This window comes from Collinsella sp. LCP19S3_A6 (assembly GCF_052122015.1).
In the GTDB taxonomy this organism is placed as follows: Bacteria; Actinomycetota; Coriobacteriia; order Coriobacteriales; family Coriobacteriaceae; genus Collinsella.
In genome coordinates this window covers 145,675-172,016 of the sequence record NZ_JBQKDD010000002.1, presented here as the reverse complement: position 1 = coordinate 172,016, position 26,342 = coordinate 145,675, and the positions used below count along the sequence as shown (strand labels likewise).

The window sequence follows — 26,342 nt, the reverse complement described above, 5'->3', positions numbered from 1 at the left end:
CGCTGCCGACCGCACATTATAGAAACGGACCGCAATGGATTCTCTCAACGATTTGAACGAGCGTGTTGACGCTTTTGTCGCCACCAGCTCCTTCGACACGCCCGCCGCGACGAACGACCAAGCCCCCATCGATGTTCCCGCCGAGGTTCACGAGGACATCGTCGCCTCGGTCGATTTCTCAGAGGTTGAGCTTGCGGACGAATTTACCGAGCCCCAGGTGGCCGTAACCCCCAGCGGCCTTTTGCCCATGGAGCCGCTGCCCATCGACGGGCGCCTGCGCAAGGCGGCCCTCCGCATGCCCGATGAGATTGAGGAGGCCAGCGGCTTTACGCTCTTTGGACGCCGCATCAAATCGCTCATCTACACCACCGACGTGGCGGTCATCCGCAACTCCAATGCCGACGCCGTGTTTGCCGTCTACCCCTTCACGCCGCAGCCCGCCATTACGCAGGCGCTGCTGACTGTTGCCGAGTGCCCGGTCTTTGTGGGCGTTGGCGGCGGTACCACCACCGGTAAGCGCTCCGTGCAGATGGCGGCAGTCTCCGAGATGCAAGGCGCGGCGGGCTGCGTGGTCAACTCCCCCGCTACCGCCGAGATGGTCGAGCACATCACCAACATCGCCGACATCCCCGTCATCGCCACGGTCGTTCGCTGCGATGACGATGCCCACGCCAAGGTGCGCGCCGGGGCCAAGATCCTCAACATCGCCGCCGGCAAAAACACGCCCCAGGTCCTGCGCGAGCTGCGAGAGCACTATCCCAGCCTGCCGCTCATCGCACCGGGTGGCAAGACGCCCGAGAGCATCCGCGAAACCATCGTCGCCGGCGCCAACGCTATCATCTGGACGCCGCCTTCGGCCCAGCAGCTGCAAACCGACATGATGGAGCGCTACCGCAAGATGAAGGAAGACGCCACGCCTGTCATCTCGCGCGACGATGTGCCCATTATCGACCAGGTCGCCGCCGCCGAGGTCAGCCAGGTCGAGAACATGAATCCCGACGTGCCGATTCCCGACGAGGTCATCGAACGCGTCGCCTCGATCCACGATCATATCGAGGAGCGTCGTGCCAACCGCGGACTCAAGCCGTCACTGCACGGCTTTTTCTTCCGCGGAAAGAAACGCTAGCCGCAACAGCAAGGCCCGCCCCGCAAACAACGGGACGGGCCTTTTTCTGTTATCAAATGTCAGGAGGACAGGCGTAGCCGTTAAAACCGTCAGCCAGCCCACAAACGTTAGTCCACGCGCTTGTCGCCCATAAAGAAGAGCGCCACCGTACCAGGTCCGGTATGCGAGCCAATCAGAGTACCGATGTCATTAATCTCAATCTTGCCTTTAAGCTGCGGAACCTGTTCCTCGATCAGCGCCGCAACTGCCTCGGCATCCTCGCGACACGCCGAGTGCGACATGATGCACTTACCCGAATAATCCGCACCGCCCTGCACGTGTGCCATCATGGTCTTAGCCATCTCGGAAATCGCACGCTTCTTGGTGCGAATCTTCTCACGCGGCGCCAGCTCACCTTCGCAATCGACCGTCATAAGCGGGCAAATCTTGAGCGCCGTGCCGATGATCGCGCTCGCGGCCGAAATGCGGCCGCCGCGCAGATAGCTCGACAGATCGGTCGAGAAGAACCAGTGGTGCAGGTTGAGTTTATGCTCCTCAATCCAAGCGGCCGTCTCGTCGAGCGAAGCGCCGCTATCGCGAACGTCGGCGGCACATTCCGCCAGCAGGCCAAGGCCCGAAGACGCCGCCAGCGAATCGATGACGCGCACCTTGCCGCCCTGGGGATAGCGATCCGCGAGCATCTGCGCCGCAACGCAGGCCGATCCATACGTGCCCGAAATGCCCGACGATAACGTCAGGTGCAGCACGTCTTTACCCTCGACAATAAACGGCTCCCAAAACTCCTCGTACTCACCCACGCTCACCTGAGACGTCTTGGGCATAGCGCCCGCGGCAATCTGGGCAAAAAACTCGTCCGGCGTAATCGACTGATACAGATCGTCCGTATAGACAACATCGTCGATCTCGTAATGAAAACACACGACAGGAATATTGCGCGACGCAAAGAACTCACGGGTTCGATCGGCGGCGGATTCACAGGTCAGGACAAAATCACTCATATGAGGCTCCTTACTCATTGTTGCGCAAATTATCGCACAGCATGCGTGAATACGGTACAAATGTCCGTTATTTACCAAATTGAACCAAAGGTAGTGAACATCTTTACCGTCATCATCTCTAGCGATCCCGGAGGTATGCGCCTGCAAAAACGACCCTACGTCTCCACTCAACCGCCATATCTACCTCGACTAAATCGATTTAGCAAACCGTTCGGCCAACAATTCAATCTCCTAACCCCAATTGAAACAAAAGCGGCGCATACTGATAAACGTTTGACGCTGTTTATCAGTTTTACCAACCACATCGGAAGGTGTTTCATGGTCGCATTCGATCGCAATCCGCAAGACTTCAAGTATCTGCGCCTGCTGTCGAGACAGTTCCCCACCGAGCAATCCGCATTCACCGAGATCATCAACCTCTCGGCCATCCTCAACCTGCCCAAGGGCACCGAGCATTTTATGAGCGATGTGCATGGCGAGTACGAAGCCTTTATGCACATCCTCAACAACTGCTCGGGCGTCGTGCGCGAGCATGTCGACGAAATCTTTGGCGACACGCTCTCCTTTAACGAAAAGGGCGAGCTGTGCACGCTCATCTACTACCCGCGCGAGAAGATCGATCTGGTCCGCAGCCGGCACGAGGACTCGCCCACCTGGTACAAGACCATGCTCAACCAGCTCATTGTGGTTGCCCGCTCGCTTTCGAGCCGCTACACCCGCTCCAAGGTACGTAAGGCCATCCCGCGCGATTACGCCTACATCATCGACGAGCTGCTGCACACGCATCCGGACGAGAACAACTACCGCGTGCGTTATCACGAGCGCATTATCGAATCCATCTTGGAGACCGCCAGCGCCGACGACTTTATCGAGTCGCTCGCCTCGCTCATCAAGCGCCTCGCTGTGGACCACCTGCACTTGGTGGGCGACATCTTCGACCGCGGCGGCGGCGCGGCCAAGATTATGGACCGCCTGCTCACCTATCATTCGCTCGATATTCAGTGGGGCAATCACGACCTGTTGTGGATGGGCGCCGCTGCCGGCGAGCCCGCCTGCATCGCCACGGTGCTACGCAACAACCTGCGCTACGACAACTACGAGATTCTCGAGAACGACTACGGCATCTCGCTGCGCGAGCTTGTCGCCTTTGCCAACGCCACCTATACCGCCGGCGAGCCCATCAGCCCGCTCATCAAAGCCATCAACGTTCTACTCTTTAAGCTCGAGGGCCAGATTATCCAGCGCCACCCCGAGTTCGACATGGCCGACCGTCTACTGCTCGACAAGGTCGATCACGATGCCGGCACGGTCACCCTCGCCGATGGCAGCGTGTGGCCGCTCACGACTAACGACTTCCCCACCGTCGATCCAGCGGACCCCTACACGCTCACGCCCGAGGAGCAGCACATCATCGACAAGCTCGTGTCCGAGTTTGTCACCGCCGATCATCTGCATCGCCACATCGATTTCCTCTATACCCACGGCTCCATGTATAAGGTCGCCAACGGCAATCTGCTGTTCCACGGCTGCGTACCGCTCAACGAAGACGGCACCTTTAGCAGCATGAACTGCCTGGGTACCTGGCACGCCGGCCGCGATTATTTTGATTTTTGCGACTATATCGCCCGTCGCGCCTGGCGCGTCGGCGACCGCGATGCCCTCGATTGGATGTGGTACCTGTGGATCGGCTTTAACTCACCCGCCAGCGGACGCGTGGTGCGCACCTTCGAGCGCGCCTACATTGCCGATAAGAGCACGTGGGTCGAGCCGATGGACCCGTACTACACGCTCACCACGTCCTCGTCCGTTTGCGACGACATCATGCGGGAGTTTGGCGTCGCCCCCATGGCTTGCTCGCCGACGGGCCATATCATCAACGGCCATACGCCCGTCAAGACCACCAAGGGCGAGCAGCCCATCCGCGCCAACGGAAAGTTGCTGGTCATCGACGGCGGTTTCTGTCGCGCCTACCACCCCAAAACGGGCATCGCCGGCTACACGCTCATCTCGAGCTCGCGCGGATGCCGCCTCAAGTCGCACCAGGCCTTTACCAGCGTTGCCGAGGCGCTCACCCGCAACATCGATATCGAGAGCGAGACCAACCGCTTTGACGAGGCCGACCGGCGCCGCATGGTGAGCGACACCGATACCGGCGTCAAGATTCGCAGTCAGATCCAAGACCTGCGCCAGCTCCTCGATGCATATAGAAACGGTGCTATCGAGGAGCGCTCCTAGCCCCGCCTGTGGGGATTGGTTAAACTTGCTAGGTTTGTCATCCCCGCGGCGCCCCGGCGCCACCCTAAGGCAGGTACCATGCAAAAGCTCCTTGCGCAGATCATAAAGTTTGGCGTCGTCGGCGTCGTTGCCACCGTCATCGACTTTGGCATCATGAATCTGCTCCACTACGGCCTGGGCCTCAACATCTTGATCGCCAACACCAGCGGTTTTATCGTCTCGCTCATCTTTAACTACGTCGCGAGCATGAAGTACGTGTTTGCACACAAGGAGGGCATGAGCCGCCGCCGCGAGTTCATCATCTTTGTCGTGCTATCCGTTATTGGCCTGGCGCTCAACGACGGCATCGTGCTTGCCCTCAACGCCGGCCTGGGCCTCGAGGCCAATATCGCCAAGATTTGCGCTACCGCGCTCGTCATGGTCTACAACTTTGTAACGCGAAAGATCTTCCTAGAGGGCGAGCAGGCCAAATAGGTCGGCCTCCTCGTTGCACCACGGGGATCTGCGGATGACGCGCGTCAAGCGCAGCGTTGCCTGAGCCTTGCTCGTTTACGGGAAGATTTGCAGCGTTTGCGGATTTCCACTTGAATATTTGGCGAGTTCGTATAGTTCTTGCCAAAGACCTTACGTTTGCCATGCAAAAGCTCTAAAGTATCTTGTTGCTCGATTCATCAACGCATTGGATGTGATTACGTGCGCAACGCGCTGGCACAACCTCATACCAAGCAGTTCCTCAAGTTCGCTGTCGTGGGTCTTATCTCCTTTGGCGTCGACTGGGGCATGCTTATTGCGCTCGTCGAGCTGTTTCACCTCGACTTTTTGATGAGCACGACGGTCTCGTTTACCACGTCCGTCGTGGTCAACTACTGGCTCAGCATGAAGTACGTGTTCGACCATCGCGAGGGCATGAGCCGTAAGCGCGAGTTCACGATTTTTACCATCCTGTCGGTGATCGGTCTGGGCCTCAACGACCTGTACATGTTTGTGGGCGTCACGTTTTTGAGCATCGGCTACCAGGCCATGAAGGCCATCGCCACGTTCCTGGTCACCTGGTACAACTACTTTAGCCGTCGCTTTTTCCTCGAAGGCGCACGGTCGTAGACGGCCAAACATAATCTCGCTTCGCAGCCGGTTGGAATTCTCGTTCCAACCGGCTTTTTGTTTGCAGAGTCTGCCGAGGAAGGCGGGCTACGGTGCATGAATGGGACGCAGTTTCCCCATGAACGCCGTTCCGGAAAGTGTATCCCAGATTGCAGCCTCAGAATGGGATGCAGCTTCCGCAACGCCGTCCTAGCGGAAAGTATGTCCCGGAATTCACCTTCAGGGTGGGATGCAATTTCCGGTTGAGCCTCGATTGAGGAACCCCATCCCATCCGTATTAAAAGCGGGCGGCTCGGGTGTTGGTCCGAACCGCCCGCTCCGTGCGGTATGTCAAGGCATTTAGCCCGTTACGTAATACCAGACCACGCTGTCGCCATTGGAGAGAACATAGTTGCTGCAAGCCGTGTTGGGCGTTACGCCGTTGACGGAATACATCCAGCCGCTTGTACCACCGTGCTCCTTCTCAGCCAAACCACCGATAGCGGCGACATATGTGCCGTACGACGAACCGTGCGCATTGACGGAAAGGCCCAGTGCACACAAAGCATCGTAGGCCGTAGCGCCCTCGTTGAAGGTGAACGTACCGCCAGAAGACACAGGATTGCCCACGGCACTCGACGTCACAGAGACCGTCACAGTAATGTAGCCAGGCTGCTGCGAGCCGCCCTGATTGCCAGCAGAGGCGCTGTCGCCTTTGGATACAGACCCACCGTCAGACACCGAGCCGCCGCCCGAAGAGGAGCCGTTTGAAGAACTCGATCCACCAGCGGATTCGGAGTCCTGTCCGGCAGACGCGTTGTTGGACTTCTTGCCGCCCTTGTCTTCGGACTTCTTCTCTTTCGATTCCTTGCCCGACTTCTTGTCCGAAGACTCGGAAGCGTCCTTGGAATCCGATTCATTCGAGTCCTTGGACTCGGAGTCCACAGCGTCGGAAGACGAGGAGCCCGCTGTCTCCATCTTGCGAGAGGCGATAGAGCCAGAGTCGGCAACGCTCCTCCCCGCCACGGCCCGAGTGATCCAATCGATGGACCAGGCACCGCTGGCGGAAGGGTGAACAAAGCCCAGCGAGACGACAATCAGCGCGATGCAGACGGCCGTCAGAGAGCCAAGCAGCGCCTTGCGCCGAGGGGCGGACGCCGCCGAGGCGGCGCCCTTTTGCTTAGCATCGTCGAGCTGAATGAACGACGAGTCGGGTTGCTTGGAGTCGGCATCCTGAGGTTTATTGGACACAGCTCTCACCTACCGGCGCTTGGTAAACACGAACACGCCAATGACCGCAAGCCCGATCACGCCGGCCGCTACGCCGACAATGGCGAGCGGGTTGAAGCCAGACTGCTGCGCCAGAGCCTCAGCGGACTTCTTAGCGGTAGTCGCGGCAGCCGAGCCCGTATCGGACTTGGAGCTGGACTTGCCGGACTTCTTGTCAGACTTCTTGCTGTCCTTCTTGTCGCCCTTGCCGGAATCCTTCTTGGAATCCTTGCCGTCCTTGGTCTCGGTCGTGGTCGACGACACCGGCTTCTGCCCAGGCGAAACAGCGCCGCCGCTCTGCTGGCCGTTTGTGCCGTTACCGGAACCAGAACCAGCACCGGCATTACCCGAGCCGCCATTGGAGCCAGAGCCACCGTTACCGCCAGGGTTAACGGCATTCTTGGTCCACTTGGCGTAGAGCGTCATATCGGCCGTCACGACGTCTTTGGAGAAATTCCAAGCCTGATTACAATCGGCATCCTTATACCAGCCTGCAAAGGTGTAACCGGAGCGCTCGGGGTTCGCAGGGGCAATCATGGTCTTGTTTTGTGCGGTCATAGCGCTGGGAACCGTGCTGCCACCGCGCGTATCGAAGGCCACCGTATAACCCGGAGCAGCCTTGAGAGCAAATAGCGTACCGGAATCGTTGGTGTAGTAAAGGTTGCCCTGGACATCGGCGATCACGCTTGCAGTGCAATAGTTCGCATTGGAGCCAGACGGCGTATAGATCTCCACAGCCTCGCCAGTTGACTGGTTAAAGCAGTAGACAGCGCCCGGAGTCTTGTTGCAGGTAAAGTACACGTAGACATCGCTGCCCTGCACAGATGCAATCGGAGAGGCTTTGACCTCGGCCATTTTGCCCATATCGAGAGTTTTCTCGACCTTCATGGACGCAAGGTCGACAACCGTGAACTGGCCGTTATTCGAGGAGTCGCTTCCGCCAACATAGACCTTGCCGTTTGCCACGGCAGGCGTAGAGGTCGAGACCTTTGCGAACTCACAGGAGTCAGCAAGACGAAGGGCATCGCCTTCGCGAACGATCTTATAGAGCGTAGCCGGCTGACGACCGATCGCCAAAAAGACCGGGTTGCCACCCTCGGTACCGGCAGAAACGATCGTTGCACGAACGGGATTTCCAGACAGGCTCACAGAAGATTTGACCTTGCCGGATTTGCCGTCAATGAGCTTCACGCAGCCGCTCTCGTCACCGATAACAAGATCGGAGCCGGAAGCGGCGGCACCCGCCCAGTAGTAACCCTCGCCGGTCGAGGAACCGGTCTTTGTGATGACATCCGACCAGACGATCTTGCCCGTCGCAATATCGATGCAAACCATGGCCCCGCCCGTTGCGGTACCGGAAGCGCCGGCACCCGTGACAAACTCGGCGTATACACAGCCGTTCGCTACCGTCATGGTCGAATTCGCCTGATAGCGCCCGCCCGCGGCAGGAGCCTCGAGCGCAGAGGTCTTCCACACGCACTCAAGTGTCTCGGCAGAAAAGGCGTACACGGAACCATCGTCGTTTGCCGAGATAATCAGACCATCCGCGTACACAGGACGCGAGAAATAGTTAGTGGTCCCGCCCTTGGAAACGCGCGCAACAACCTTGCCCGCGTTGTCGATCTTGACGAGCTCGGAGTTCGTGGTAACGAAAACGTAGCCGCCCGCAATGATGGGGTCGCCCAGCGAAACCCACTTATCGGCAGCCGTGGCCAGATTGACCTTCCACAGCTCCGCGGCAGACTCGGTGGGCGTCGGCGTGTTCACGAGCGTCGTGCCGCCCGCATTGCCAAAGCCGTTCCAGCTTGCGGTCCAGTCCGGACGCGAAGCGAAGGGATTGACGATGAGGCCCTCGAGGGGCTTCTCGTTATCTGCAGTGTAGACCCACTGAACCTTGTCTCCCGGCTTGAGGGTAATCTGGCCCGCCATCTTTTGAGAATACTCGCCGTTGACATAGAGCTGCCAGTACCTACCGGTCGACTGGTCCCAGCCATAGGTCTTGCCGTTGCGGGTGATGCTGGCAAGGTAGAACGACGCACCGGACGTATCCTGGCTGTCATAGGTGAGACCTGCGGCCTTGAGCTCCTGCTCGGTAAGATCGGCAGCGGTGGATCCATCAGACATCTTGACGTCGCTGGCAAACGCCCATACGGAGTTGCCGCCATTCTCATCCGGTCCGATGAAGCTCACCGAGGCTTTGACGGTAGCCTTACTCGCATCGTCAAGGCTTGCGCCAAAGGCGGAGTAATACAGCACGACGCTATCGCCGGGGGCGAGGTGAACCTGGCCGGCGCCGACCTCAGACGCCTTCCCGTTAACAAAAAGCTGCCAGTACTTGCCCGTCGACGCATCCCAGCCCAGCTTGCGACCATCCGCCGAAGTGATATCACTCAGATAGTACCCTGCCGTGCCCACACCGGTCGCGGTATGGGTCATGCCCTTTAAGGCGTCTTCAATCACATCGCCGGCAGTCGAGCCGTAAACGACGCTCTTGGCGGAATCGGCCCAAACCTCGTCGTTGCCGTTGGCGTCGACGCCGACGAGCTTAAAGGCAACGGAAATCTTGGGGTCGGAATGATCGGCCGTACCAACAACGCGATACGTCGCTTTAACGCTCTGGTTAATGAGGCTCTGCAGCTTAGCGTTCTCGGGATGCGCCTTCGCCAGAGATTCGTACTTGGCGTACGTCAGGTTGCTCTCGACCGTAACAAGGGTATCGGCCTCAGGGCGCGTCACCTTTAGATTTTCGTTCGAGATGACCGAGGTGTCGCTCGTACGATACGTGCGCCAGTCGTTCCCCGACATCGCGTCGTATCCAGGAAGGTCTGCTGCCACAACGCCGGACAGCTTGCTGTCCTTACCCTTGCGGTACTCGATGCCGCCGTCTGCCGTAGGCACCGCCTCGGCAAAGGTCGACAGATTCTCGGTAACCGCGTCAACCGAAGCGTTAGCGCCGAGCAGAGACTTTGCGTAGGCATCCTTGACCTGCTGCATAAATGCCACAGCTTGGTCAATCTCGGAATCGTCGATGGGCTTAACCTTGATGACGATGTCGCGCGTTACGGTTATGCCGTCCTTGGCAAGCGTAGCCGTAATAACTACTTCATTCGAGACGCCTTTGGTATCACGGGTAACAACCACGCGGTAGCCGTTGACCTTCGCAACAGCCTCATTGTTCGATGCGTAGGAGAGTTTGGCGCCGGATGGAGCGTCGATGCCAGAACGACGGGTATTGGGCAGCTGGATGTCGCCCTCAACGGCATTGGCATCGATTACCTTTTGGGTAGCGAAATCCTTGAGCACAATGCGGTCAAGCGCAGCTGACAGCTCGGCCTTTTCGGCATCGATCTGCTCCTGAGTTTTCGCCTTGACGGTATAGGTGACAAGATAAGCCGTCCCGTTTGACGGGGCATTATTGTAGCCAGGAACCGCCAGCGAGAGCGTAGCCGTGAGCCAAGCAGTCTGGTCGGTCATACCGTGAGTATACGTAACCGTCGGATCGCCGTAGCTGGAATTCACCTTGGCAACAGAGTCATCAAGACTCATCCAGTCAATAGAAGCAACCTTTATACCGTTGATGCTGATTGAGCTGGGAAGCGTTCCCTGCGTGACGCCCGCCTCAATCTCGTCGGGCAGACCCTCAGCATGAGCCCATGCCGCCTTAAGATAGGCGATGACCTTGCCGCCGTCCCATGCGAGCGTCGATGCGCGACCGGGTGTATACGACACACTCTCGGAGCCAAGCGTCAGCGTATACGTCGGCGTAAACTGGCGAAGCAGCGAGTAATCAAGCGCGGAAGTCTTATCTGCAGGAGACAGGAAGAAATAGGAGATCTTTCCATCATCCGCGATGCCACCATCCTGCTTGGGATCGCGGCCGCCATAGGTTACGCCCGCAAGCGAAACCTTGATATCCGAGTAGCCCAAGTTGGCAAGCTTCGCCGAAAGCATGGAGCAGATGTTGGTATCGGTTCCCTGGGATGGATTGGGATACCAGCCTGAATAGCCATCGGCTTTGAGCTTCGCAACCGCCTCGTCCAGTTTCTTAGCCTCATCAGACTTGGGGGCCTCGGGCTCGGCAGAAGCCTCTACGGGATACTTGAGGCTTGCCGTGAACTCGTAGTCGCCGGCGCCGGCGCCATACGTAACACGGCATGCGACATACTTGCCGGCAAGATTGGAGGTCAGCTTGAGCTCACGAGCAGTTGCGCCTTCGATAGCGGTGTAGCCCGACGCCGTCGGAGCGGCAGACTGGCTATTGCCGACATACCACTGGTAACCCAGTTTCGCGTACTCGGTCTGGGAAATCTCGACGTCGTCCCAGTCGTAGTCGTCCCAATAATAGGCTGCGACCTTAACGGTATCGCCAACCTTGGCGATACCGCTGCCATAGGCAAGCCCCTTGCCGTCAGCATCAATAATTTCAGCCGAGTTAACGGTCACATATGCCGAACGTGCGGAAACGGCGACGGAGTCGGACGCATCGCCCTGCTCGGAAGCGACGGATACCGGCGCAGCCGAACCCTCTGTATTGACAGCATCACCAGCCGTCGCGTTATCGCTGCCAGCGGCATTTTCGGCGGCATCATCGTCGGCGCCTTCGGCAGCCGCGCCCTCGCCGCCCGTCGCAGCCTGGGCCACAGTCTCGGCAATGCCCTCGGTGCCCTCGGCCCAAAGTTGCGCCGGCGTGGTACCAAAAGCCATGGCAAAAGCCAGGAACGCCACCAGACCGCGCTTGGCTATGCCGCGGGCAATCGCTCCATGACGACGCCACGAGGCGCGCTGGCACTCGTCCTCAAACATATCCATTTGTCTCCTACTGTCTACACTTGGAGCATAGCCCAGCGGCTGCCCCACGTCATCGCGCACATTGCGCTCGAGTACCCCCATCGGGGTCCCCCCTTCCCTCCAGAGCCCAACGCGTACCGGCGGCATGCGCCGCGGCCGCGTGCAAGATGGGAGGCGATCCGACTTAACCTTACCGACCCGGGCGCGCCGTCCGATCTGCGGCGCGACCATCCCGGGCCAAGAGGAATTACGGTTACTGGTACAGCCGGGGACTTGCACCCCGATTCTCCCAAACGCGCAGGAAAACCGCGCATTCGTGCGTCTCCGCACCACCATCTAGGCCATCGATTATTACTGTCAATATGGTAGCACGCAAAAGGACCCCGCACGCAGGCGAAGCCCAAGGTAAAAGCTATGGTTTGCGATAGGAGAATGCGGTGACGGTCGCAGTCTCTACCGCTTGCCGCCGTGACTGTTGCGCCAGATCTCGCGGCCCAGCATCAGCGCCAGCGCCAGCGCACTCACGTAGCCCATAAAGCCAATGACCGGGATACCGAACACAACCGGCTCGATGCGCGCGTAGTACACCACCGACGAGCCGATAAACAGGCCGGCGATCACAATTGCCATCGACATGCGGTCGACAATTCCACCCAGCTGTCGCAGCGCCTTATCGCTGCTCATGATCTGCGTGTTCACCTTAAGCTGGCCGCGCGTGAGCATGCGCGACGCCAAGCCCAGATACTCGGCCGCCTCGAGCGAGCCTTTTGCCGCGCGATAGCTGCTCGCGGCAAGATCGTGCCCCATTTCGCGGACGCGCGCATAGGTGCTCTTCTCGTTTTTGATGTGCGTCTGGATGATCTGGATCATGTTGACGTCGGGCATATACTCGGTCAGCAGACCCTCGAGTGTCACCATGCCACGCGCGAACATCGTCACCACGCTCGGCAGCTCAACGTCGTTTTTGCGCGCCAGATTTAACAGCGAGGTTAAAAACTCGCCGATATCCAGGTCCTTAAGGTCGAGCCCTGCAAAGTCGGCGACGATAAAGTCCAAGTCGGACAAAAAGGCCGAATGGTCGAGCTCGGCAGAATCGCCGCGCGTCACGGCAAAGCGCATAAGCGAATCCTTGAGCTTGGGAACGTCACCTTCGGCCACGGCGAAAATCATATCCTTGACGATACCGCGGTCGTGACTCGACATGCGCCCGACCATGCCCAGGTCGATAAAGTAGACGATGCCGTCCTTGAGGATAATGTTTCCCGCATGCGGGTCGGCATGGAAAAAGCCGTCGTCGAGCACCTGCGTCGAGTAGTCCTCGACGATCGCGGCGCCAATCTTTTCCAAGTCATAACCCTCGGCCTCAAGGCGTTTGGGGTCGGCAATGGAGATGCCGTCGATGTAGTCCATGACCACGACGTGTTCGGTGCAAAGGTCCAAGTAGGATTTGGGACACGAGACGCCATGCACGCTTTTGTGGAAGTCATAGAAATCGTTGAGGTTTTGGGCCTCGGCCAAAAAGTTGGTCTCCTCGCGAAACGAGGTCCACAGCTCTTCGACCACGCCATGCAGGTCCACAAACTGGTCGGTGTTGACGAACTTGGAAACGATGCGCACCACCGAACGGATGATGTCGATGTCCTGAGCCATCAGCTGCTGCGCGCCGGGGCGCTGCACCTTAACGGCCACGTCCTCGCCAGTCACCAGACGGGCGCGGTGCACCTGCGCGAGCGACGCGCTACCGAGCGGGTTGGGGTCAATCGCGTCGAATATCTGCCCCAGGCGCTGGCCGTATTCCTCTTCCAAACAGCGGAGCACTACCTCATACGGCACCGGCTCTACGTCGGAGCGCAGACGGCGCAGCTCGTCGCAAAACCGCTGCGGCAAAATCTCGGAGCGGTTAGCCAGAATCTGCCCCATCTTAACGAACATGGGGCCGAGCTCTTCGAGCAGACGACGCAGGCGCACCGGCGTGAGGTTATCCCACACGCGGTACTTTTTGATCAGGCGAACGATCTGACCGATGCGCTCACGACGACCTGCCGGCGTGAGCTGGTATTCCTCGTCCGGCGCCATCGCGTCGGGCTCCTCGGGGACCATATCGACAGCGCGCGGCTTCTTGCGAGCGCCCGAGACGGCGGCCTCGACCTCATCGACAACCGCCGCCTCGTCACCCAAGGGATCTTGATTGCTGTAATCGGTGGTGGAATCTGCCATCTGCGCTGCTACTCGGCCTCTTCGGCGTCCTCTGCGTCGTCGGGCTCAACGGACTCGACGGGCACCGAGGTCACGTTGTCCTCGACCGAATCGACGATGTCGCGCACATGGGCCAAAAAGGCCGTGCGCTCGGGGGCGGTCATGACGCGCACGCGGGCGAGGATGAGCTCGTCGAGCACGCGCTGGGCCGCGGTCTCGCCCTGCATGCCCAGGCGCTCGGTCAGGTCGGAGATGGTGCCGCCGGCCTGTTCGAACATGTCGGACACGCTGCGGGCGATATCGGGGGTGCCGGCGTCCTTGCGCACCTGCTCGCCCTTGGCATTGAGGTCGTCGAGGACCTTCTTGCCGCCCTCGACGGCAACGGCGGCGGCACCGAAGCCCACGTTGATGGCACCGTTAACAAGCTGATCGAATTTCATAACCATGGTTGGCTCCAATCGTGAACAACTTCATTGGCCTACTTGTACCCAAGATTGAGCAAACGACACAAAATCGTTTGTCACCGGGATAGAAATCGAGCGAGGCAAAGCCTTTGACGGCGTTTGCCTCGCTCGTTCGCTGCAATGTGGCTTTTACCTAATGTTATCGTTCATCGCGAAGGAATTCTTCATGGCACAGCTCGTGGTGTAGAGCACCTTACCCAACAGGGCATCGGTCTCCACGCGCACAAGCTCGGCAAAGGCCTCGTTGGCGCGGGCGAGCTCGGCGGGCACCTCGGCCTCGGGCAGTACGGCTACAACGGCGTCAACGTCGTGGATCTGCTTGTGGCCCATGCCGCCGACCTTCTCCTGATAATCCTCGACCGCGCGACCGCACTCATGGAAGCGAACATCGGCCAAGGCGCCAATCAGGCGATTTGCCCAATAGAAATTCTCGGACGTCACGCGAGCCTGCGTGTCGGCATAGTACTCGGGCATGGTCTCGACATTGGCGTACAGCGGCACAAGCGCGTTAAACGAGTTGGAGCCAAACGCCATCCACTGCACGGCGCGATACGCCGGCTGCGCATAGGGGCGCAGCTGCAGCACGGCGAGCTGGCTGTTGCGGTTGATGCCGATGGGACGATAGGCGCCGCGCGTGGCGGGCGTACCCTTGCTGCCGTAGCAGTCGTACTCCGTGCCCTGGTAGTGGCTCGAAAGCACGTACTTGATGTCCTCGAGGGTCACCTTGCGCTCGGGCACGCGGCTCCAGGGAATGTCGTCGCTCTCGGGCGTGTAGTCGGCGTCGGGACCGTCCCACACATCGCTGGGGTTGAGACAGCGCTGCATGTACCAGGCGCGCGGTGTGTTGTAGACGTGGTCGCTGTCGCTGTGCGAGCCAAAGGCCTCGCGCGGGTTAAAGACCGCGGCGGGACCGTCGCCCTTAACGCCCAGCGTCAGGTCCAGATGCCACTCGGCCATCCAGGTGCGTAGGTCGGCCGAGCACATGTGGTCGACCTGCGCGCCCTCGGCGTCGTCCAAGTCAAAGCTGTCGATACCCAGCTGGTTGGGCATGGTCACATAGGCGTCGTCGGGCACGCGCTTGGCGATCCAGTGGTGGCCGCCGATGGTCTCGAGCCACCAGATCTCGTCAACGTCGCTAAAGGCGATGCCGTTGTTCTCGTAGGTGCCGTAGCGCTCGAGCAGGTCGCCCAGAATGCGCACACCGTCGCGGGCGGACTTGGCGTATGGCAGCACCAGGGTCACCATGTCCTCCTCGCCCAAACCGCCGGGCTGCGCCGGCACATAGCCGTCCTCGCCCTCGTTGCCCTTGGCGGGCACGAAATCCACGAGCGGATCGGCGCCGCGGACGCGCTCGTTGGTGGTGAGCGTCTCGGTTGCGGACATGCCAACATTGAGCTCGTTGAAACCGGCCTCGGCCCAAATGCCATGACCCGGGACAACGTCGGGGACGCTTGTGTAACGCATGGGATTGTCGGGCAGCTCAACGGTCAGGTGGCTCAGGACACTCGTGTAGACACGCGGCTGCTCGTCGGGATGCACTACGCGCATGCGCTTGGGCTCAAACACCCCATTGGACGAGTCCTCGTTGCGGGCAACCAGCGTCGACCCGTCGTAGCTCGCGTTCTTACCGACCAAAATCGTTGTGCACGGCATGCGCATCCTCCTTGAGCGAAGAAATCAAACGGCAACAGTGTATCGCTTCGGTGCAAAAAGGGCGAAACCACAGCCTCGGCAGCCCCCGTGGTCAAAAGCCTATTTCGATGTGCGCTCGACCGCTTCGATCACGTGTTTGGCGAGAATCGCGGTGGTCACAGCCCCCACGCCGCCCGGCACGGGTGTGATGGCGTTAACGATTGGCTCCGCAGCATCAAAATCGACGTCGCCGACCAGCTTGCCGGCGGCCTCGTCCCAGTTAATGCCCACATCGATGATCGTCTGGCCCTCGCGAACCGCATCCGCGCCAATCGTGTGCGCGCGCCCAACGGCCGCAACCACAACATCAGCCGCACGACACTCGGCAGCAAGGTCGCGCGTATGCGTATGGCACGTCGTCACCGTGGCATTGCGAGCCGTAAGCATGGCGGCAACGGGACGGCCAATCACCTGAGACCGACCGACGACCGCGACCTTGGCCCCATCCAGCTCAACACCGTAATGGTCCAGCAACGCCAACACGGCCTCAGCCGTGCAAGGAGCAAAGCCCTCGCCTCGCCCCGAAAGCGTGGTAAGTAGCGAGGCCGGCGTCATGGAGTCGACATCCTTGGCGGGATCGAGTGCCGCGGCAACCGCATCCTCGTCAAGCCCAGCGGGCAGTGGGCGAAACACTAGGCAGCCATGAACGGCGGGGTCGGCATTGATGTCCTTAATAGCCGCCAGCAGCTCATCCTGCGAAGCATCGGCAGGAAGCAAAACGCGGCGAGCCTCAATGCCAGCCTTTTCACAGCGCTTGAGGGCGCCGCGCTCGTACGATAGATCGTCCTCGCGCTCGCCCACACGAACGATGGCCAGCGTCGGCACAACGCCGCGTTCGCGCAAAGCAGCGCAGCGAGCGGCAAGTTCCTCGGTCAAAGTACGGGCAACGGGAGCGCCTTTGAGCAGCTCGGCCATGGCTATCCCCTCTTCCTGGCTGCGTCGGCGGCACGGCGCGCCAGCGCATCGGCACGCGGCAGCCACGTATCGAGCAGCTCATCGCACGCCGCCTCGAGCTCCTCGGCGCGTGCCCGGTCTTTCATAGACGTAGTGTTGGCAAAGAGCGTCAGACTCGCGCCCTGCATGGCGGCGCGGCAGAACACGGCGCCACAAGCCACGTCGGACAGCAGCTGGCGCGACCCCTTGTCCGCCATGTCCTCGAGCAGCGCCAGCGCGCGCCCGCAGGCATCCATAATGCGATACGGTGGCATAGCCGCCACGTGCAGCGCATCCTGAATCGCAGCCGGTCGAGCCGGATCCTCGCGCGAAATACCGTACGCCGCGGACACCTGCCCGTAGGCACGAACGTCCTCGGCAACCAACTCGACAAGCTCCTGGGCCAGCTCATCAGCCTGAGCAAACGCGTGCGCCAAATCGTCCGCTCGATCGGCAAGCGCGGGATTGGTCGCACCGTAGCGAGCAACCATCCCGCAAAGTGAGGCTCCCAGCGCGCCCACAAAGGCGCTCGCGCTACCGCCGCCGGGAACCGGCTCGCGCGCGGCAAGCGCCTCGGCAAACCCTCGGCAGGTCTTATCCATCATCTCTTGGCTCATGTGCATGCACCCTCAATGCTTGCCAAGCTAATCGGACAGTCGGCGCCGCCCGAACGCATCGTGTATTTCGTGGTGCCTAGTCTAGCCCATAAGAGCATTCGCGTCAGTGCGCCCAGTTATCGCACTTTTCTATGGCGGGCGATAGGCGCAACATCGCTGCGCTTATCGCCAAGCAATCAATCGCGACCCCTATCAAGGTCAGTCTTGCGCCCAGTCCATTGGGCCATAGACACACCAAGTGCCATCGCGCAAACCACACCGGCAAAACGAATGTATCTTTGTTGCACAATCCGATGCAACAAAGATGCAGGTATGCGGAATAAATATGCAAGAAGCGTGAGAAAGATTGGCGTACCGATAAAGGCGCGAAATAGGGGTTTAGCAAAATGTCAGAAGCTCTATAATATTTATGCTGATTTAATACTTTTAGAGTCGAAGGAGTCTCAGCATGAAGTCGTTTTTGAAAACGGTCTCTCGTGCGGTCGCAGCGCTGTTTGCCGTTGCGCTCGTCACGATGGGCGTAGCATCGCCTGCTTTCGCAGACGGTGCCGCCGGCACGATTACCAATGCCCGCACCGGTGAAATCTACAGCGATCTTGCCACCGCTACCGAAAAGGCGGAGAGCGGCGACACCATCAAGCTCGGCGAGGGCAACTATACCCTCTACGGCGTGAGCTCCGTGGGTCACACCAAGGGCAAGGACCTTACCTTTGAGGGTCTAGGCACGGACAAGACCGCATGGAACATCGGTGCGGAGGTTCCCGATCCTGCAAACTATGGTACCGAGTACAACGGCGACTATTCCTTTGACGGCGCCGGCACCGTTACGTTCAAGAACATGAAGCTGCGTTCGGGCTCTGCGGACTATCTTGGCTTCATTCGTGCCGACAAAACCGTGGTAGACAGCTGCATTGTTAATGGCAAGACGTTCTACTGGGGTTATTCTTCCGCCGAGTTCAGGAACACGACGTTCAACGCCCCGAATGGCGATTACGCCATCTGGACGTACAGCTCGCCGACCATGACGTTTGACAGCTGCACCTTTAATGCCAGTGGCAAGGTTATTAATGTCTACACCGATGCCGGTGCCGGCAGCCATGACATTACCGTTAACGTGAATAATTGCACGTTCAACTCGGCAACCAGCTTGCTTGCCCACAAGCAAGCTTTGAACATCAACGACTTTAATATGGGGGACTTCAAGTACATCCTCAACATTACCGGTACCAATACGGTTAACTTTACCGGTAACTATGCTAAGAATGCGCGCGACATCACTACCTGCTCGCAGCTCTTTGGCTTTGGTGGCAAGTCGGGCAACGACACCGGCCGCACCGATGTCTACATTGGCGGCACTCTCGTGTGGTCCAAAAAAGAAGGCGAGACGTTCAAAGGCGAGATGAAGACCCACTCCTACACCGACGGCGAGCATGACAACGCCTACGATGTCACCTACACCGAGTGGGCCTCTGACAATGCCGGTACTTGGACTCGTACGGGAACCCCTAAGTGCAAGTACTGCGGCTTCGTCAAGCCTGATTTCGTGGAAAAGGCCTACGATCTCTCCTACGACCTGAACGGTTCCGAGGATAAGCAAACTGTCGATTTCGCTACCGTCGAGCACGTTACCGAGGCCGAGGTTACGGCCGAGCAGCCGGTGCGCAAGGGCTACTCCTTCGTGGGCTGGAACACCGCAAAGGACGGCTCCGGCACAAGCTATGCCGCGGGCGATAAGGTTGAGCTTTCCGCTCCTGTGACGCTCTACGCCCAGTGGAAGAAGGATGAGCCCGCGCCCAAGCCTTCCGACAACAAGCCTTCCGACAACAAGCCTGCCGGCAAGCCTGCAAATAAGACCAAGGCAAACAAGCAGGATCTGCCCAACACGGGTGACGCCTCCGCCAACATCGTCGCTGCTATAGGCATCATGGCAATCGCCTGCTTTGTCGCCAGCGCTGTCGTGTCTAAGGTTCGCAAGTAATTTCAACTTCGAAACACGCCGCAGCAACTTGTTGCAACGCAAAGGGGTCCGCACCGCAAAAGGTGCGGACCCCTTTTTGCACAAAAAGCTGTGGCGAGACACCCACGATGACTACCCGGATGCGTCCATCGTCAAGATTCGCAGCCCCCGGCTACGCTCCGCCCCACCGCACCAAACATGGGACCAGTGGAAGGACAGCAGCACCGGCCCTCCCCTCTTTTGCGCCCGGACATATTGCCACTTAACGGCGCAAATCCAGCCCTCAGAATGGGACACATGGCCCACCCTTACGAGCCGCTCGCGCGTACAGTAAAGGCAGGTAATCCATGGGCGGTTACAGATGAGGAGACACGACCATGAAAAAGAAGGCCTTTGCGATTCTCACCCTCTGCATCAGTCTCTTTGCTGCAGTTGCCCTGGTGGGTTGCGGCGGAAGCGGTGGCGCTACCGGCAGTGGCGGTGGCGGCGGAGCAGAAAAACCAGCCGTGGATATGAGGACCGACTTCATCTGGTTTAAGGTCGAGGTCCCCGAGGGCGTCGAGATTACCGACGTCGCTGGCGACACCGCCGATAGGGCCCAGTTTAAGTTCACCGAGAGCGAGCACGCCAGCGATCGCTTCATCCCTGTCTTCGACTCTGACAAGAACGCCGACGAGCTGTTCGACTACGAGGCAAAGTGGAAGGCCAACTCCGGATGGACCGAGAGCGACCCCGTTAAGTACAACGGCAAGACCTGGCGCAGCGCCTACTTCACGCACTCCGGCGGTGTGACGACCGAGTACTTCACCGACGTTGACGGTGGCAGCGTGTATGTGCGCATCGACAACGTAGAAGAGCACAAGGACGCTGTCGAGACCATGATGAAGTCCCTGGAGTTTGCCGATGACATCGCCAAGGCCAAGACCGAGGCCATGGACGTCAAGCTCGACGATATCGAGATCAAGCGCTAAAGCTCCAACGGCATGCAGCAGCGCCGTTTTAGCTCAGCCGGGATGCAAGGTGTGACTCCTTGCATCCCGGTTTTTTGTGTTCGAAAGCGCCCGGTCACATCACCATATTGAGCACGTTGACGAATTCCTGCGCCTGGGAGCGGCTGCTCAGGCTAAAGACACAGGCAGTCAACAGCCGGTTACGTAGAAAAACGTCGCGGTCCTTGATCCTGTCGACCCTTTTCGCGGTCGCGCGCAGAACACCAAATCGTGTCCGCACGAGCAAATAAACTAATACCACAAGGAATATAAGCCGCCATCCAAGGATGGCGAAGTGAGACAAAGGGTTAGCAATAGCGAAGATTTAAGTCTAAAACCCTTAGGAAGTGCTAATATATAGTTATTGAAAGAGGCTAAGATGCAGAGACGCGAATTGATCCGCATCCTCGAAGAAGCCGGCTTCATCTCGAAAGGAGGCACTAATCACGAGAAGTTCGTCAAAGGAGATAAACTCGTGCTCGTGAAACGCCACCGAGAGATTGAGGATCAAATTACCAAAAGAATCTTAAGGCAGGCAGGACTTCGATAGCTCATCCTCATCACATTTCGCATCGAGTTTTAGAGGAGGTCTTACATGGTTTACGTATGGGAATTCGAGTTCTTTGATTCGGACGGCGTTGTCGACGCTGTGCCATGTGGCTCGCTGGGCGGAGGTGGAACGTTCGGATCCGACCTAAACGACGCTGTCGAAAGCGCCGCCGATTTTCTCGCATGTATGGTAGACGATCACCTTATGGGCGGCGCCGATCTTCCCGCGCCGGACTTTGGACACCAGCCACAACACGGCGGCAAGATTATCGCCGTGGCCGTCAGCCGCGAACTCGGCGACATCCCCGCCGTCACCGCAGCGGATGCCGCTCGTATGCTCGGTGTTAGCTCAGCACGGGTATCGCAACTGATAAATGCAGGACTGTTGGATTCATGGAAGGATGGCGCCAAGCGCATGGTGTCCAAAGCTTCCATCGAGGCACGACTCGCCGACGCCCCAAAGGCAGGACGCCCGAAAGAAATGCCTGTTGCCGTGTAAAGAGACGTCTATGCATACCATTTTGACATATTGACCATTGAGTTCTCTCGATTCGCTACGCACCGCGTCGCGAATCGAGCTGGACATATTGCCGCTGATTGCCGCGCATCTCCAATCCGAAGTGTAAGAGGAGTTTTCCATGACAGACAGACCGAAAACAACACTGCGCGACTGCATCTACGGACTTGCCGTCGGCGACGCGCTGGGCGTTCCATACGAGTTTATGCCTCGCGGCACGTTCGAATGCATGGACATGATCGGCTACGGCACGCATGGGCAACCCGCCGGCACCTGGAGCGACGACACATCTATGACGCTTGCTACCTGTGACTCGATTAGGGAGCTCGGGCATATCGACACCGCAGACATGCGCGACAAGTTCGTAGGCTGGATTGCCCGTGGCGAGTATACGATTGACGGTGTTTTCGATTACGGCGGCACGACCGCTCGAGCCCTGCGCACCGGCAAAGGAGGCTCCGGCGAGCGCGACAACGGCAACGGATCGCTCATGCGCATCGCGCCCCTGGCGTTTGTCGACGCGACGGACGAAGAGATCCGTGAGGTCTCTGCAATCACCCACGCTCATAGAACATCGACCGACACATGCGTCATATTTATCGAGCTGATGAGAGACGTGCTGAGCGGCGCACTCCCCTCGTGGGCGCTGCAGCTGAAAAGCGCGCCCGAGCACGAAATCAGATCCGGCGGCTTCGTGCGCGACACGCTTAAGGCAGCCACCTGGTGCTTCGTCAACACCAGCAGCTACGAAGACTGCGTGCTTGCCGCCGTCAACCTGGGCGACGACACCGACACCACCGCAGCCGTCGCAGGCGCCCTCGCCGGCACGGCATACGGTATCGAGGCAATTCCACAGGAGTGGGTCGATACCCTACGAGGGAAGGATCTGATTGAGAACTGCCTGTTTTAGGGCACCATTCAAGAAATAAGGTAGGAGGCATCGTGGAGGGGAAGATCGCGAATATCGATGAGTTCAAAATGGACGAAAACGAGACCCCGCTACTCCCAACGGAACTGAGGGAGGAAGAAAACCTTTACGTCCTCCCCGACGGGAGTTACCTCCCCTGCGGAGTCTACAAGACCGCGGACGGCGACTTGCTCCTTTATGAGCCATCCGAACTTAGTTTCTTCGGGCAGATGACTACCCAATTCAAAGAGAGCTAGAGGTTTGATTGCCCGTTAGATCGACACTGTTCCAAACCAGGGGATGGGTGGAGAAGGGGGTCATAGAAAAGGGCCAGTTGCTGCCGGCCCTTTAGACATTAGCTCCTGCGTTGCCCGCGTCTCCGAAGTTTAAGCGCTGAGGAGCGGGTTCCGCGGCACACCTTGATTTTACCCGGTGGGGCGGCTCTTTTGCATCCGTCCCACCGTTTATTTACATCTACCGCCACAAGCAGATATCGCGGGAACGAGAACAAAGAAACAACGCCAGCGCGGCCAACAGAACAGACAATCCATGCGACCAAAGAAATAGAAAAACTCCCGCGGCCTCGGTTCCTCACCCAGGTCTAGGCGCTTTTCTTGGCGCCATCGCACCACATCCGCCATCGCCTCCGGCCCGACACTCATTAAAATGCAAGCGGGAAACGATCTCAAGATCACCAACAACAGCTTCAAGCAAGCGCTTGGGCAGCTGTCACAACACGAGCGCCCATAAAGAGAAGTCGATTTAAATAACTAAGAGAGCCTTGCCACCAATTGTCGTTCTGGCGCGATCAACTGATAAGTCAAATGGCAACTAACAGGTGTCAGATATACCAATATACACAAGATTAACTGCTAGAATGCAATGGTGGACAGGCTCACCAACGTCGCGGAAGCATAAGGTAAGGAGTGCGCATGATTGCTGTCGATTACAGCTCCTCAACTTCATTTAATGAGGATGCTTTCGAACAAGGCATCATTGACCACTTGCAAACGAGTCTGGGGTACGAGCACCTCTATGGACCTGATGTCGCTCGTTCCTCCGACGCGTTTGACGACGCCTTCCTACCTGACGTCATCGGGCCCGCCCTTGAGTGCATTAACCCCACGCTCAATCGACACGCGATTGATGCCTCAATAACTAGACTAAAGGAAATCGAGGGCAGCGACCTCATCGCCAAGAACAGCATCTTCATGGACATGCTCCAGAACGGTGTGGAGACAAGCTGGTTTGACGGCAAAGAAGAGCATACGGACATCGTGCGCTTGGTCGATTACGACAATCCCGAAAAGAACTGCTTCCACGTTGTTAACCAGTGGACCTACATCGAGTGTGGCACCAACAAACGTCCAGATGTCATCGTATTCGTCAACGGGCTTCCGCTCGTTCTCTTTGAATTGAAGTCACCCGCTCGAGCCGACGCTGACAGCGAAGATGCCTACCAACAGATTCAAAACTACAAACGGCAGATTCCATCGCTTTTCGTGTACAACGCCTTCTGCGTCACCAGTGACATGCTTCACACCAAGGTTGGCACGATCACCGCCAACGAGTCACGCTTCGTTGAGTGGAAGAGCGTCGATGGAAGCTACGAGGCCACCCAGTACGCCGATTGGAAAACCCCTCTGGACGGCATGTTCCCCAAGAAGCGGCTCATCGACATCCTGAAGAACTTCATTCTGTTCTCCGAGGACGCGAAAATCCTCGCGGGATACCATCAGTACTTCGCGGTGAACAAAGCGCTCGAGAGCGTGCATGAGGCCATCGGCGGCGACGGCAAGGGCGGCGTCTTCTGGCACACGCAGGGCTCGGGCAAGTCGCTTTCGATGGTTTTCCTTGCCCATCTGCTCGAAGAGAAACTCGACAGCCCGACCATCGTGGTGATTACCGACCGCAACGACCTCGACTCGCAACTGTTCGCGCAGTTCTCCAGATGCTCAGATTTCCTGCGCCAGACGCCCGTTCAGGCGCAGAGCCGCGCCGATCTTGCGCAGCAGATCTCGAGCCGCCGCGCCAACGGCATCATTTTCACCACTATGCAGAAATTCGAGGAGGAGGCCATCGCCCTCTCCGAGCGCAAGAACGTCGTCGTGATGGTGGATGAAGCGCACCGCGGGCAGTACGGGTTCGAGGAGAAATACGACCGTGACGGCAAGAAGCACACAGGCACCGCGTTGCTCATCCGCCGCGCCCTTCCGAATGCAACCTTCATCGGCTTTACCGGTACCCCTATTTCTGCCGAAGATCGATCGACTCGCGAGGTTTTCGGCGATTATATTGACGTCTACGACATGACTCAGGCAGTAGAGGACGACGCAACTCGACCCGTGTTCTACGAGAGCCGCGTCGTCGCACTCAAGCTGGATCAGGGCATCCTTGCAAAAGTTGACGATGAGTACGAAAAGCTCACCGAGCAAGCTAACGCCGAAACCATTGACGCAAGCAAGCGTAACTTTGCAAATCTGGACGCCGTTCTAGGTGCACCCGAAGTCATCGATGCCCTATGTCAGGACATCGTAGCGCACTACGAGACCAACCGTGCGCACGAACTCACCGGCAAGGCGATGATCGTCGCGTATTCGCGCCCCGCCGCCATGGCTATATATCAACGCATATGCGAGCTGCGACCTTCTTGGAAGAACGAGGGCAAGCTCGGCGTTGTCATGACCATGGGCAATCAGGACCCCGAGTGGTGGTTCGACGTCGTAGGCAATAAGGCCCATGTGAAGGAGATGGCAAAGCGCTTTAAGGATGACGCCGACCCGCTCAAAATCGTAATCGTCGTAGACATGTGGCTCACCGGTTTTGACGTGCCGAGCCTTGCCACTATGTATGTGTATAAACCCATGCGCGGATATAACCTGATGCAGGCAATCGCACGCGTAAACCGAGTATACAAAGACAAGGTTGGCGGATTGGTTGTTGACTATGTAGGCATAGCCAACGCCCTTAAACGCGCCATGAAGGACTACACCAAACGCGACCAAAAGAAATACGGCGACATGGATATCGGGAAAACCGCCTATCCTAAGTTCTTGGAAAAACTGGCGGTCTGTCACGACAAAATGTTCGGATACGATTATTCGGAATTCATGAGCACCGAGTCCGCCGCACGTCGAAGCGAACTCATAACGGGTGGAGTAAATCATATCCTCGCACCCGGCGACGAAGATATCACCCGCGACTTTGTTGAGCAGGCAGGAGTCATGCTCAAAGCCTATGGACTCGCCAAAAGTCGCGCAACAGACATGCAGCGCATCGAGGCTGGCTATTTCCAGGTTGTTCGAGAGCTCATCCTTCAGCTCACCGAGCAGGGCGGCACCCGCAGCAAAAACGGAGGCAAACTTACCCTTAAGCAGGTAAATGACCGCATCAATGCACTACTCGAACAGAACATCGTCCATACCGACGGCGTAATAGACCTGTTTAAGGTGGAAGACGAAACGGTTTCGATTTTTGATCCCAAGTTTCTGTCGAGCCTCTCGCGTATGAAAGAGAGGAACTTGGCTTACGAGTTGTTGAAAAAACTCATCGACGACCAGATCAAGGGCTACCGCAAGAAGAGCGTAACGCAGGCAAAGAAGTACTCAGAACTCATGCAAAGCATGGTAAATAGCTATCTAAATGGACAGCTCACAAACGCTGAGGTATTCGAAGAAATGCTCAAGATGGCGAAAGAGATGCTTTCCGAAAACCAAAAGGCAAAGGAGCTTGGGCTTAGCGAAGAAGAGTTTGCGTTTTACGAGGCGCTAACACAACCGCAAGCAGTCGCCGATTACTATCGCGGGAGGAATGACGAGCTGGTCGCCATCACGCAAGAGCTCGCTGCGAAGATGCGCGAAATGCGCACGGTCGATTGGCAGAAGAAACAAAGTGCACGCGCTGCTATGCGCGTTGCAATCAAGCGTCTGCTCAAACATCATAAGTATCCGCCAGAGGGCATGGAGTCGGCACTGGCCACCGTGATGGATCAGTGCGAACTCTGGGCCGACAATGCAGCATAGGGA

At 58.3% G+C, this 26,342-nt stretch carries 19 protein-coding genes; 11 read left to right on the top strand and 8 right to left on the bottom strand.

Going from position 1 to position 26,342, the window contains the following annotated elements; translation table 11 throughout:
- Nucleotides 1–34 precede the first annotated feature (34 nt).
- Nucleotides 35–1,126 (top strand): hypothetical protein, encoded by a 1,092-nt coding sequence (locus tag ACTQVX_RS01925; protein WP_441546382.1) that lies wholly within the window; start codon nt 35–37, stop codon nt 1,124–1,126.
- Between the two features lie 107 nt (nt 1,127–1,233).
- On the opposite strand, the gene ACTQVX_RS01920 is transcribed toward ACTQVX_RS01925, so the two are convergent.
- Nucleotides 1,234–2,124 carry a DegV family protein gene (locus ACTQVX_RS01920; RefSeq protein WP_441546381.1) on the bottom strand — a complete coding sequence of 297 codons (891 nt, stop codon included), beginning with the start codon at nt 2,122–2,124 and terminating at the stop codon, nt 1,234–1,236.
- A 318-nt stretch (nt 2,125–2,442) separates the two neighbouring features.
- Between ACTQVX_RS01920 and ACTQVX_RS01915 the strand changes: the two genes are divergently transcribed.
- From ACTQVX_RS01915 to ACTQVX_RS01905, 3 genes are all read left to right on the top strand, one after another.
- On the top strand, nt 2,443–4,359 hold the full coding sequence (locus ACTQVX_RS01915; RefSeq protein ID WP_441546380.1) for a fructose-1,6-bisphosphatase: 1,917 nt from the start codon (nt 2,443–2,445) through the stop codon (nt 4,357–4,359).
- A gap of 78 nt (nt 4,360–4,437) precedes the next feature.
- Nucleotides 4,438–4,833 (top strand): GtrA family protein, encoded by a 396-nt coding sequence (locus ACTQVX_RS01910; protein WP_427719820.1) that lies wholly within the window; start codon nt 4,438–4,440, stop codon nt 4,831–4,833.
- A gap of 219 nt (nt 4,834–5,052) precedes the next feature.
- Complete coding sequence (locus ACTQVX_RS01905) at nt 5,053–5,460, top strand: GtrA family protein (protein WP_370450581.1); 408 nt, start codon at nt 5,053–5,055, stop codon at nt 5,458–5,460.
- A gap of 339 nt (nt 5,461–5,799) precedes the next feature.
- Here ACTQVX_RS01905 and ACTQVX_RS01900 read toward each other — a convergent pair whose 3' ends face one another.
- From ACTQVX_RS01900 to ACTQVX_RS01870, 7 genes are all read right to left on the bottom strand, one after another.
- Nucleotides 5,800–6,690, bottom strand: coding sequence for a DUF4430 domain-containing protein (locus ACTQVX_RS01900; protein ID WP_441546379.1), 891 nt, complete (start codon nt 6,688–6,690; stop codon nt 5,800–5,802).
- 9 nt (nt 6,691–6,699) lie between these two features.
- On the bottom strand, nt 6,700–11,517 hold the full coding sequence (locus ACTQVX_RS01895; protein ID WP_441560061.1) for a DUF4430 domain-containing protein: 4,818 nt from the start codon (nt 11,515–11,517) through the stop codon (nt 6,700–6,702).
- Between the two features lie 432 nt (nt 11,518–11,949).
- Entirely contained in the window at nt 11,950–13,713 is a 1,764-nt protein-coding gene (locus ACTQVX_RS01890; protein WP_441560060.1) for an ABC1 kinase family protein, read from the bottom strand.
- An 8-nt stretch (nt 13,714–13,721) separates the two neighbouring features.
- Complete coding sequence (locus ACTQVX_RS01885; protein ID WP_154515830.1) at nt 13,722–14,138, bottom strand: hypothetical protein; 417 nt, start codon at nt 14,136–14,138, stop codon at nt 13,722–13,724.
- Nucleotides 14,139–14,285: 147 nt separating this feature from the next.
- Nucleotides 14,286–15,809 carry a C69 family dipeptidase gene (locus ACTQVX_RS01880; RefSeq protein ID WP_441540530.1) on the bottom strand — a complete coding sequence of 508 codons (1,524 nt, stop codon included), beginning with the start codon at nt 15,807–15,809 and terminating at the stop codon, nt 14,286–14,288.
- A gap of 99 nt (nt 15,810–15,908) precedes the next feature.
- Nucleotides 15,909–16,763, bottom strand: a complete 855-nt coding sequence (locus tag ACTQVX_RS01875) for a bifunctional 5,10-methylenetetrahydrofolate dehydrogenase/5,10-methenyltetrahydrofolate cyclohydrolase (RefSeq protein ID WP_441540529.1) — start codon at nt 16,761–16,763, stop codon at nt 15,909–15,911.
- A gap of 2 nt (nt 16,764–16,765) precedes the next feature.
- A complete protein-coding gene (locus ACTQVX_RS01870; protein WP_441540528.1) occupies nt 16,766–17,398 on the bottom strand; it encodes a cyclodeaminase/cyclohydrolase family protein in 633 nt (210 codons plus the stop codon).
- Between the two features lie 448 nt (nt 17,399–17,846).
- Here ACTQVX_RS01870 and ACTQVX_RS01865 point away from each other — a divergent pair, with 448 nt between their 5' ends.
- The 7 genes from ACTQVX_RS01865 to ACTQVX_RS01835 all read left to right on the top strand — a co-directional run bounded on the left by ACTQVX_RS01865 (nt 17,847) and on the right by ACTQVX_RS01835 (nt 26,339).
- Entirely contained in the window at nt 17,847–19,376 is a 1,530-nt protein-coding gene (locus tag ACTQVX_RS01865; RefSeq protein ID WP_441546376.1) for an InlB B-repeat-containing protein, read from the top strand.
- 356 nt (nt 19,377–19,732) lie between these two features.
- A complete protein-coding gene (locus ACTQVX_RS01860; RefSeq protein WP_441042047.1) occupies nt 19,733–20,326 on the top strand; it encodes a hypothetical protein in 594 nt (197 codons plus the stop codon).
- Between the two features lie 397 nt (nt 20,327–20,723).
- Complete coding sequence (locus tag ACTQVX_RS01855; protein WP_427795745.1) at nt 20,724–20,894, top strand: type II toxin-antitoxin system HicA family toxin; 171 nt, start codon at nt 20,724–20,726, stop codon at nt 20,892–20,894.
- A gap of 45 nt (nt 20,895–20,939) precedes the next feature.
- Nucleotides 20,940–21,392 (top strand): helix-turn-helix domain-containing protein, encoded by a 453-nt coding sequence (locus ACTQVX_RS01850; RefSeq protein WP_441546375.1) that lies wholly within the window; start codon nt 20,940–20,942, stop codon nt 21,390–21,392.
- 139 nt (nt 21,393–21,531) lie between these two features.
- The gene (locus ACTQVX_RS01845; protein WP_441546374.1) at nt 21,532–22,320 is read left to right on the top strand and encodes an ADP-ribosylglycohydrolase family protein; all 789 of its coding nucleotides are present in this window, start codon (nt 21,532–21,534) and stop codon (nt 22,318–22,320) included.
- 32 nt (nt 22,321–22,352) lie between these two features.
- The gene (locus ACTQVX_RS01840) at nt 22,353–22,574 is read left to right on the top strand and encodes a hypothetical protein (RefSeq protein WP_441546373.1); all 222 of its coding nucleotides are present in this window, start codon (nt 22,353–22,355) and stop codon (nt 22,572–22,574) included.
- 675 nt (nt 22,575–23,249) lie between these two features.
- Nucleotides 23,250–26,339, top strand: a complete 3,090-nt coding sequence (locus tag ACTQVX_RS01835; protein WP_441546372.1) for a type I restriction endonuclease subunit R — start codon at nt 23,250–23,252, stop codon at nt 26,337–26,339.
- The last annotated feature ends 3 nt before the right edge of the window (nt 26,340–26,342 follow it).